The organism is Pseudomonas sp. 4CAES_32.4, from assembly GCF_058136335.1.
Map to the genome: position 1 here is coordinate 4,304,672 of NZ_CM176882.1, position 10,329 is coordinate 4,315,000.

Sequence of the window (10,329 nt, forward strand, 5' to 3'; positions counted from 1 at the left end):
ATTACGCCAACTAATAATCGAGAACCGCCATGGCTGAACGCGACGTGCAACGCCTGCTCAACGATCGTCTGGACTGGAACCTGCTGCGCACCTTCAGGGTGATTGGTCAGGAGCTAAGCATCAGTCGCGCCGCCGCGCGCCTGCACCTGACACAACCGGCAGTGAGCCAAGCGCTCAAGCGTCTGGAAGAACAACTCGGGCGACAGCTGATTGCCCGGCGCGGCCCACGCTTTGCGCTGACCGAAGTCGGCGAGCAGATCTTCGAACTGGCTGGCGAGATCTACGGACAGGTGTCACAGGTCGGCGGATTGCTCGAACAACCGGCTGACGAAGTGATCGGCAAAGTGCGCTTGCTGATCATCAGCCGAATTTTTTCCGAACGCTTCGATGACTTCCTCGCCGAATTTCATCGCCAGTATCCGCGCGTGGATCTGGAGGTCGATGTGATGCGCAGCTCCGACATCGTCAGCGCCTTGCTGGAGAAAACCGCGACCCTCGGCCTGAGCCTCAATCGCCGCCCGCAACCGCGTCTGGAACAGCGTTTGTTCCTGCGGCAGCGCTATGCGTTTTTCTGTGGCAAGCACCATGAGCTGTTCGGTCGAGAGGACGTTGGCGAAGGCGATTTGCAGCGTGAGAATTTCGTCAGTTTTACCAGTGACCAGATCGGCGGAATGCTCTCGCCGTTGACGATTTTCCGCGATCAGCAGGGCTTCAGCGGACGCATCGTCGCCTCATCGCCGAGCCTGGAAGAGGTCCGGCGACTGGTGATCGCCGGGTTTGGGATTGGTTGTCTGCCGGAGCATGTGGTGGCGGCGGATGTCGAGGCAGGTTTGCTCTGGCGCCTGCCGCCGCATGAGGGCATTGCCGATGTCGATATTCACTTGCTGTGGAACCGCGACCAGCGCATGAGCCGCGCCGAAACGCTGTTCATCGAGCGGCTGCAGGCGTGTCTGGGGGATCAGTAGCCGAGGTTGCGGTCGGCGCAATTGAGTAACGATTCACCGGCATTCAATCGACGAAAATTCTCGGCCATCTGCTCGGCGATGCAGTCGTGGGACGCTGCCGAAGCCATGTGCGGCGTAATGGTCACGCCGGGGGTGGTCCATAGCGGATGGTCGCTGGGCAGCGGTTCCTGATCAAACACATCGAGCACTGCGCCGCGCAGTTTCCCCGTTTCCAGCGCCTGTTGCAGGTCGGCGATGTTCAGGTGCCCGCCGCGTCCGACGTTGATCAGTGCGGCGCCGTTGGCCAAGTGTTCGAAGGTGGTTTGATTGAGAATGCCGTGGGTCTCATGGGTTAGCGGCAGAAGGTTGATCAAAAGCTCGACATCGTTGAGGAACGGGATCATTTTTTCCGCCCCCGCATACGTCTGCACACCCGGCAACTCCTTGGCACTGCGCGCCCAACCACGTACTTCGTAGCCCGCACTGGCCAGATCCTGCGCGATGGCGCTGCCCAGTGAACCGAGGCCCATCACGCCAATGCGAAACTGCCGGGCAGGGCGTTGCAGCGGTCTCTGCCAATGTTGCTTTTTCTGCTGCTGCAAGACCTGATCAAAGCCCCGGTGGAAATGGATCACCGCCCAGCGCACGTACTCGGTCATACCCTGACGATGACCGGGATCAACCACCCGACACACTGGCAGATCCGGGCATGACGGATCGTGCTGAAGATGATCGATTCCGGCGGCAATCGAGTGAATCACCTGCAGATTCGGCAACGCAGCGAGGCTGCCCGGTAAGGGAAACCAGCAAGCGGCAATCTGCGCCTCAACCGCTCGCGGATCGTCGGCCAGTACCGCCGTGAGCTGCGGTGCGCTGCGTTCGAAGGCTGCCTGCAATTGCTCGAGCAAGTGCTTGTCTCGTGACAACAATGCAACGGTATTCATGACAGATAAGACTCACGCTGGGATTCGATCAGGGTCAGTGCAGCCTCCCAGGCCAGGTCGATGATGTTGTCCTGTTCATCGCGATCAAACTGCTCGGCAGTGTGCGCGCACACTTCGTGGGACGGGTAATGCAGTTCCGATCCGCCGGCCAAGGCCTGCACCTGCGCCTGACAGGCACGCTCCAGAAAATGGATTTCCTGAAAGGCCTGAGCAACCCCTGAGCCACCGACCAGCAAACCGTGGTTGCGCAGAATCATCGCCCGGTGCGGGCCAAGATCGGCGATCAACCGCTCGCGCTCATCCAGCGACAACGCGATGCCTTCGTAGGTGTGATAGGCCAATTTGCCGTAGAACTTCAGCGCGTGCTGGCTGATCGGCAACAAGCCTTGTTTCTGCGCAGCAACTGCCATCCCGGCAGCTGTGTGCGTGTGAATCACGCAGTTCAGATCCGGACGCGCCATGTGGATCGCCGAATGAATCACGAAGCCGGCAGCGTTGACCCGATGCCCGGCGTATTCGGAATCGACGATGTTGCCGTCCTGATCGATGCGCACCAGATCCGAAGCACGCATGCGGTCGAAAATCACCCCATAGCGGTTGATCAGAAAATGATGCTCCGGAACCGGAATACGCAAGGTGATGTGGGTGTCGATCAGGTCGGTCATGCGAAAGTGCGCGATCAAGCGATACAGCGCGGCGAGCTCGCACCGGGCTTGCCATTCAATCGGGTCGATGTGGGCAGGTTTACTCACGAATACACCTCTTTGTTGGAATGCAGGACGACGGGGTTGGCGCGCAGGCGAGCGAGGCCGCAAACACCGATCAGCGACAGTGCGGAAAGCAATGTGAAGAACACCGCCAAGGGCAGCCATTGCCCGGAAAATTTGCTGGCCAGTAACGTGCCGATCAACGGCGTGGTGCCACCGGCCAGTGCGCAGCTCAATTGGTAGGCGATGGAAATGCCCGAGTAGCGCAGATGCACCGGGAAGGCCTGGGTCATGTAACCCGCGATCACCGCATAGAGCGCGGAGAGAATCACCACGGCGACGGCGATGCCGAGGGTCATCAGCAGAATGTTCTGGGTGCCGACCAGCAGGAACATCGGATACGGCGTGACCATGCACAACAGCGCGACCAACGTCAGGAATCGACCTTCGCCAATACGTTCAGCGAGCAGTGCCGAGAGCGGTTGCGAAAGCAGTTGAATCACCGTGACCAGAAACAAGCAATCGAGAATCGTCGCCCGTGGGATGCCCTGATACTGGGTGACGTAAGTGATCATGAACGTGTTGTTGAAAAAGAACCCCGCCGAGCCGATGGTCACGGCGGCAGCAGCGAACAGGATCTGCCGCCAGCACTGACGGATCACGTCTTTCACCGGGTATTTAGAGGTTTCGTTGTTGTCTTTGGCTTTGGCGAATTCCGGTGATTCATGCACGCCGGAACGGATCATCAAACCGACCATCATCAATATGCCACTGGCGAGAAACGGCAAACGCCAACCCCAGGCGAGAAATTCTTCCGGCTCCAGCGAAGTGACCAGGCGAAAGGCGATCAAAGCCAACAGCAGACCCGCTGGGCTACCGAGTTGAGCGAACGACGCATAGAAGGTTTTGCGCTTGGCGGGCGCATGCTCGCTGGCCATCAACACCGCCCCGCCCCACTCGCCTCCCACGGAAATGCCCTGGATCAGGCGCAACACGATCAAACCGATCGGCGCCCAGATGCCGACACTCGCATAGCTCGGCAGCAGGCCGATGCCGGCGGTGGCCAGGCCCATCAACGCCATCGTCACCAGCAGCATTTTCTTGCGCCCAAGGCGATCGCCCAGATGGCCGAAAACCATCCCGGCCATTGGCCTTGCAACGAAGCCGACGGCGAAACTGCCAAACGCCGCCAGGGTGCTGGTCACTGGATCGCTACTGGGAAAGAACACTTGCCCGAGCACCAGCGCGGCGGCGGTGGCGTAGATGTAGAAATCGTAGAACTCGATGGTCGTGCCAATGAAGGCAGCGGCCGCGGCGCGAGGCGGCTGAGCGGTGGTGTGCATGCAAGAACCCTGTGTATTTATAGTTTTGGGCAGGTGTTGAGGCGGCTGACGGTCGCGCTCTGTGGCGCTTGTGGGCTTTATCGCTTCCGTGACAGGATTAGTCAATTTTCAAAAACTTAACGCTAGTATTAGCCAAAGTACTACTAGGGAGTTTGCTGTGACCTCATCCTCTAACCCGTGGGTCGGCCGGCGCTTTCTCAATGATCGGCTGGACTGGAACCTGTTGCGCACCTATCTGGTGATCGGCCAGGAAGGCAGCATGAGCCGCGCCGCTGCGCGTTTGCATATCACCCAGTCAGCCGTGAGCCAAGCGCTTAAACGTCTCGAAGAACAATTGGAGTGCGTGTTGATTGCGCGCAGTGGTCGGCGCTTTGACCTGACTGAAACCGGCGAGGAAGTCCTGCGCATTGCGGCGGATATCTACGGCGATATTTCCCGCTTGGGCACGGTGGTCGAACATCGCCACGATGACGTGGTTGGCAAGATCCGCATCCTCACGGTCAGCGGTGTGCAGGCGCGGCATTACGATGAGTTTCTTGCCGACTTCCATGAGACTCATCCGAAGATCGAGCTGGAAGTCGAGGTGATGGGCAGCTCGAACATCATTAGTTCGTTGCTGCAAAAGACCGCCACGGTGGGCGTGGGTTTATGCCGTTTACCGCAGCCGCGACTGGAGCAGCGGGTATTGTTCCGCGAGACCTATGCGTACTTCTGCGGCCAGCGACATCGTCTGTTCGGGCAACAAAATCTGACCCTTGCGGAGTTGGCGGCGGAGAACTTCGTCAGTTTCACCAGCGACCAGCTCGGCGGCAATCTTTCACCCTTGACGCTGTTTCGCGATCAACAGGGTTTCACCGGCAAAATCGTCGCGTCCTCTACCAGTTTTGAAGAAATTTACCGCTTGATCTGCGCCGGTTTCGGCATTGGCTGTTTGCCGACGCATCTGGTGCGGCGCGACGTTGAGCAAGGGTTGCTCTGGCGTTTGCCGCCTGAGGATGGCGTGGTGGATTTCGATATTCAGCTGCTGTGGAATCGCGAGCAGAAGATGACGCAAGCCGAAACGGTTTTCCTCGACAGCTTCCAGCACATGCTCAGCCTGCGTGAGCCTGTGCTGTGAAGCTTGTTGAGGGTTTAAACGTGCGGATCTCCCGGCGCTTTGGTAGGCGCCGCGTATTGCGGCTTGAGATGGCCATCCTGATCGAGTAGCCAGGCGTCCATGATCTGCCGCACCACCGGCCCGGCAACACGGCCACCGGCCTCGCCGTTTTCGATCATCACCGAGATGGCGATCTTCGGATGTTCGGCCGGGGCGAAACCGACGAACAAGGCGTTGTCGCGGTGGCGCTCAAGGGTTTTCTCGCGGTTGTAGCGCTCGCCCTGTTTGATTGCCACAACCTGCGCTGTACCACTCTTGCCAGCGATACGGTATTGCGCCCCCGCCGCTGCCGCGCGCGCAATGCCTCGCGCATCGTGCATCACCATTTGCATACCATGGTTGACCTGCTCCCAGTCGCGCGGATCCTTGAGCAGGATGTTCGGCATCGGATGTTCGTCGACCGGCGCGACACCATCAACGGTCTTGGCCAAATGAGGACGGTTCCAAACGCCTTTGTTGGCGATCAGCGCGGTGGCCTGGGCGAGTTGCAGGGGTGTGACCTGCATATAGCCTTGGCCGATGCCGAGGATAACGGTTTCGCCCGGGAACCATGCTTGGCGGCGGGTGGCGCGTTTCCATGCCTGCGACGGCATCAGACCGGGTGACTCTTCGAACATGTCCAGCGAGACTTTCTCGCCGAGACCAAACATGGCCATGTAATCGTGCAGGCGATCGATGCCGAGCTTGTGGGCCAGGTCATAGAAGTAGGTGTCGTTGGAACGCATGATGGCTGCGTCCATGTCTACCCAACCGTCGCCGCTGTGGTTCCAGTTACGGTATTTGTGGTCGAAATCCGGGAGCTGGTAGTAGCCCGGGTCGAAGACGCGAGTCTGCGGAGTCACCACACCGGCATCGAGGCCAGCAATCGCGACTTCCGGTTTGATCGTAGAGCCAGGCGCATAGAGCCCGCGCAGCACGCGGTTGAACAGCGGCCGATCAATCGAGTCGCGCAGCGCTGAGTATTCCTTGGAGCTAATGCCGGTGACGAACAGGTTAGGGTCAAAACTTGGGTTGCTGACCATGGCCAGTACTTCGCCAGTGGACGGGTCGAGTGCAACCACGGAACCGCGACGATCGCCCAGCGCGGCTTCGGCTGCTTCCTGCAACTTGATATCCAGGCTCAGGACGATGTTTTTTCCTGGTACCGGGTCGGTGTGTTTAAGCACTCTCAGGACACGACCTTGGGCGTTGGTTTCCACTTCTTCGTAACCAACATGACCGTGTAGCTGCGCTTCATAGAAACGCTCGATACCGGTTTTACCAATGGATTGAGTCCCCCTGTACTCCACCGAGTCGAGTGACTTGGATTCTTTTTCATTGATGCGGCCGACGTAACCGATTGAATGGGCGAAATGCTCACCAAGCGGGTAATGACGAACGAACTGCGGCTCGACATCGAGACCAGGCAGGCGGAATTCGTTAACGGCTAAAACGGCGATCTGCTCTTCGGTCAGCTCGTAGAACAACGTCACTGGCGTGAAGGGATGACGGGATTGCTTCATCGCTTTGTCGAATACTGTGCGGTCTTCGGCGGGCAAATGCAGGAGATTGATTACTTCGTCCAGCTCCTGATTGACGTCAGTGGCTCGTTCGCGGGTGATGGTCAGGTTGTAGCTGGGGCGGTTATCGGCGAGCAGCTCGCCGTTACGGTCGTAAATAAGTCCGCGCGTTGGCGGAATCGGCAAGACGTGGACGCGGTTGTTTTCAGAGATTGTCGAGTGGTAGTCGAATTCCACCACTTGCAGGATGTACAGGCGCACGACCAGCGCGCAGCTGACGGCGAAGACGAACAACGCGCAGGCGATCAACCGTTTGTTGACCAGGCGCGTCTCTTTTTCGTGATCCTTGATTGGAATTGGTTCAGGCATTTCTACAGCAACTCTTTGACATAAATGAGTGCCGATCCGTGGGCATGACATCAGTCCGTTAAAAAACGAGCTGCACCATACCAAAAACTGCCCGGTCACTTCAGAACGATTTTCCTCAATGGCCGTTTCTTGCGACGGTTGGGACAGCGCTGTCGCGAAAAACTTTCCTGCGGGCAAAACAAAACCCCAACTGCTTTCGCAATTGGGGTTTCGGAATTTAATCTTGACGATGACCTACTCTCACATGGGGAAACCCCACACTACCATCGGCGATGCATCGTTTCACTGCTGAGTTCGGGATGGGATCAGGTGGTTCCAACGCTCTATGGTCGTCAAGAAATTCGGGTACTGAGTCGTGACCTGATGGTCTCGCTTCAGCAAATTGGGTATGTGACAGCTTGGTGTTTTGTGAGCATTTCGAACTTTCGGTTCGTTTCGTCTTCACACACCGCAATCTGATGCTCTCTCGAGTAGTCAAATTGCTTGGGTGTTATATGGTCAAGCCTCACGGGCAATTAGTATTGGTTAGCTCAACGCCTCACAGCGCTTACACACCCAACCTATCAACGTCGTAGTCTTCGACGGCCCTTCAGGGAACTCAAGGTTCCAGTGAGATCTCATCTTGAGGCAAGTTTCCCGCTTAGATGCTTTCAGCGGTTATCTTTCCCGAACATAGCTACCCGGCAATGCCACTGGCGTGACAACCGGAACACCAGAGGTTCGTCCACTCCGGTCCTCTCGTACTAGGAGCAGCCCCTCTCAAATCTCAAACGTCCACGGCAGATAGGGACCGAACTGTCTCACGACGTTCTAAACCCAGCTCGCGTACCACTTTAAATGGCGAACAGCCATACCCTTGGGACCGGCTTCAGCCCCAGGATGTGATGAGCCGACATCGAGGTGCCAAACACCGCCGTCGATATGAACTCTTGGGCGGTATCAGCCTGTTATCCCCGGAGTACCTTTTATCCGTTGAGCGATGGCCCTTCCATACAGAACCACCGGATCACTAAGACCTACTTTCGTACCTGCTCGACGTGTCTGTCTCGCAGTCAAGCGCGCTTTTGCCTTTATACTCTACGACCGATTTCCGACCGGTCTGAGCGCACCTTCGTACTCCTCCGTTACTCTTTAGGAGGAGACCGCCCCAGTCAAACTACCCACCATACACTGTCCTCGATCCGGATAACGGACCTGAGTTAGAACCTCAAAGTTGCCAGGGTGGTATTTCAAGGATGGCTCCACGCGAACTGGCGTCCACGCTTCAAAGCCTCCCACCTATCCTACACAAGCAAATTCAAAGTCCAGTGCAAAGCTATAGTAAAGGTTCACGGGGTCTTTCCGTCTAGCCGCGGATACACTGCATCTTCACAGCGATTTCAATTTCACTGAGTCTCGGGTGGAGACAGCGCCGCCATCGTTACGCCATTCGTGCAGGTCGGAACTTACCCGACAAGGAATTTCGCTACCTTAGGACCGTTATAGTTACGGCCGCCGTTTACCGGGGCTTCGATCAAGAGCTTCGCGTTAGCTAACCCCATCAATTAACCTTCCGGCACCGGGCAGGCGTCACACCCTATACGTCCACTTTCGTGTTTGCAGAGTGCTGTGTTTTTAATAAACAGTCGCAGCGGCCTGGTATCTTCGACCGGCATGAGCTTACGGAGCAAGTCCTTCACCCTCACCGGCGCACCTTCTCCCGAAGTTACGGTGCCATTTTGCCTAGTTCCTTCACCCGAGTTCTCTCAAGCGCCTTGGTATTCTCTACCCAACCACCTGTGTCGGTTTGGGGTACGGTTCCTGGTTACCTGAAGCTTAGAAGCTTTTCTTGGAAGCATGGCATCAACCACTTCGTCACCCAAAGGGTAACTCGTCATCAGCTCTCGGCCTTAAGATCCCGGATTTACCTAAGATCTCAGCCTACCACCTTAAACTTGGACAACCAACGCCAAGCTGGCCTAGCCTTCTCCGTCCCTCCATCGCAATAACCAGAAGTACAGGAATATTAACCTGTTTTCCATCGACTACGCTTTTCAGCCTCGCCTTAGGGACCGACTAACCCTGCGTCGATTAACGTTGCGCAGGAAACCTTGGTCTTTCGGCGTGGGTGTTTTTCACACCCATTGTCGTTACTCATGTCAGCATTCGCACTTCTGATACCTCCAGCAAGCTTCTCAACTCACCTTCACAGGCTTACAGAACGCTCCTCTACCGCATCACCCGAAGGTGATACCCGTAGCTTCGGTGTATGGTTTGAGCCCCGTTACATCTTCCGCGCAGGCCGACTCGACTAGTGAGCTATTACGCTTTCTTTAAAGGGTGGCTGCTTCTAAGCCAACCTCCTAGCTGTCTAAGCCTTCCCACATCGTTTCCCACTTAACCATAACTTTGGGACCTTAGCTGACGGTCTGGGTTGTTTCCCTTTTCACGACGGACGTTAGCACCCGCCGTGTGTCTCCCATGCTCGGCACTTGTAGGTATTCGGAGTTTGCATCGGTTTGGTAAGTCGGGATGACCCCCTAGCCGAAACAGTGCTCTACCCCCTACAGTGATACATGAGGCGCTACCTAAATAGCTTTCGAGGAGAACCAGCTATCTCCGAGCTTGATTAGCCTTTCACTCCGATCCACAGGTCATCCGCTAACTTTTCAACGGTAGTCGGTTCGGTCCTCCAGTTAGTGTTACCCAACCTTCAACCTGCCCATGGATAGATCGCCCGGTTTCGGGTCTATTCCCAGCGACTAGACGCCCTATTAAGACTCGCTTTCGCTACGCCTCCCCTATTCGGTTAAGCTCGCCACTGAAAATAAGTCGCTGACCCATTATACAAAAGGTACGCAGTCACAGAACAAAGTCTGCTCCCACTGCTTGTACGCATACGGTTTCAGGATCTATTTCACTCCCCTCTCCGGGGTTCTTTTCGCCTTTCCCTCACGGTACTAGTTCACTATCGGTCAGTCAGTAGTATTTAGCCTTGGAGGATGGTCCCCCCATATTCAGACAAAGTTTCTCGTGCTCCGTCCTACTCGATTTCATGACTAAGAGATTTTCGCGTACAGGGCTATCACCCACTATGGCCGCACTTTCCAGAGCGTTCCGCTAATCTCAAAGCCACTTAAGGGCTAGTCCCCGTTCGCTCGCCACTACTAAGGGAATCTCGGTTGATTTCTTTTCCTCAGGGTACTTAGATGTTTCAGTTCCCCTGGTTCGCCTCTTGCACCTATGTATTCAGTACAAGATAACCATCTTATGATGGCTGGGTTCCCCCATTCAGACATCTCCGGATCAAAGTCTGTTTGCCGACTCCCCGAAGCTTTTCGCAGGCTACCACGTCTTTCATCGCCTCTGACTGCCAAGGCATCCACCG

6 protein-coding genes and 2 rRNA genes (1 of these 8 running past the window's edge) are annotated in these 10,329 nt (G+C 56.5%); 2 read left to right on the plus strand and 6 right to left on the minus strand.

Annotation, left to right across the window (positions count from 1 at the left end; all coding sequences use genetic code 11):
* The first annotated feature begins 29 nt into the window (after positions 1-29).
* Entirely contained in the window at positions 30-965 is a 936-nt protein-coding gene (locus tag AC3Y64_RS19290) for a LysR family transcriptional regulator (RefSeq protein ID WP_489984909.1), read from the plus strand.
* Here the strand turns inward: AC3Y64_RS19290 and AC3Y64_RS19295 are convergent.
* Genes AC3Y64_RS19295 through AC3Y64_RS19305 form a run of 3 tightly spaced genes read right to left on the minus strand, consistent with a single transcriptional unit; the run spans position 959 to position 3,938 of the window.
* Positions 959-1,888, minus strand: coding sequence for a 2-hydroxyacid dehydrogenase (locus AC3Y64_RS19295; RefSeq protein WP_489984910.1), 930 nt, complete (start codon positions 1,886-1,888; stop codon positions 959-961). The two genes, AC3Y64_RS19290 and AC3Y64_RS19295, sit on opposite strands and share 7 nt — an antisense overlap.
* Positions 1,885-2,640 (minus strand): class II aldolase/adducin family protein, encoded by a 756-nt coding sequence (locus AC3Y64_RS19300; RefSeq protein ID WP_489984911.1) that lies wholly within the window; start codon positions 2,638-2,640, stop codon positions 1,885-1,887. Before AC3Y64_RS19300 ends, AC3Y64_RS19295 begins: the two co-directional genes overlap by 4 nt.
* Positions 2,637-3,938, minus strand: coding sequence for an MFS transporter (locus tag AC3Y64_RS19305; protein WP_489984912.1), 1,302 nt, complete (start codon positions 3,936-3,938; stop codon positions 2,637-2,639). The genes AC3Y64_RS19300 and AC3Y64_RS19305 overlap by 4 nt, the downstream gene beginning before the upstream one ends.
* Positions 3,939-4,095: 157 nt before the next feature.
* On the opposite strand from AC3Y64_RS19305, the gene AC3Y64_RS19310 reads away from it, so the two are divergent.
* Positions 4,096-5,055: a LysR family transcriptional regulator gene (locus tag AC3Y64_RS19310; RefSeq protein ID WP_489984913.1), complete on the plus strand. Its 960-nt coding sequence runs from the start codon at positions 4,096-4,098 to the stop codon at positions 5,053-5,055.
* A 14-nt stretch (positions 5,056-5,069) separates the two neighbouring features.
* Here the strand turns inward: AC3Y64_RS19310 and mrdA are convergent, their stop codons facing one another.
* The 3 genes from mrdA to AC3Y64_RS19325 all read right to left on the minus strand — a co-directional run.
* Positions 5,070-6,962 (minus strand): penicillin-binding protein 2, encoded by a 1,893-nt coding sequence (gene mrdA, locus AC3Y64_RS19315; RefSeq protein ID WP_489984914.1) that lies wholly within the window; start codon positions 6,960-6,962, stop codon positions 5,070-5,072.
* A 221-nt stretch (positions 6,963-7,183) separates the two neighbouring features.
* Positions 7,184-7,299, minus strand: a 5S ribosomal RNA gene (gene rrf, locus AC3Y64_RS19320).
* A gap of 157 nt (positions 7,300-7,456) precedes the next feature.
* A 23S ribosomal RNA gene (locus tag AC3Y64_RS19325) occupies positions 7,457-10,329 on the minus strand; it runs 21 nt beyond the window's last position.

Excerpts from the sequence above, each read along its gene's own strand:
- AC3Y64_RS19290 (WP_489984909.1), top strand. The coding sequence starts at position 30 with ATGGCTGAACGCGACGTGCAACGCCTGCTCAACGATCGTCTGGACTGG.
- AC3Y64_RS19295 (WP_489984910.1), bottom strand. The coding sequence starts at position 1,888 with ATGAATACCGTTGCATTGTTGTCACGAGACAAGCACTTGCTCGAGCAA.
- AC3Y64_RS19305 (WP_489984912.1), bottom strand. The coding sequence starts at position 3,938 with ATGCACACCACCGCTCAGCCGCCTCGCGCCGCGGCCGCTGCCTTCATT.
- mrdA (WP_489984914.1), bottom strand. The coding sequence starts at position 6,962 with ATGCCTGAACCAATTCCAATCAAGGATCACGAAAAAGAGACGCGCCTG.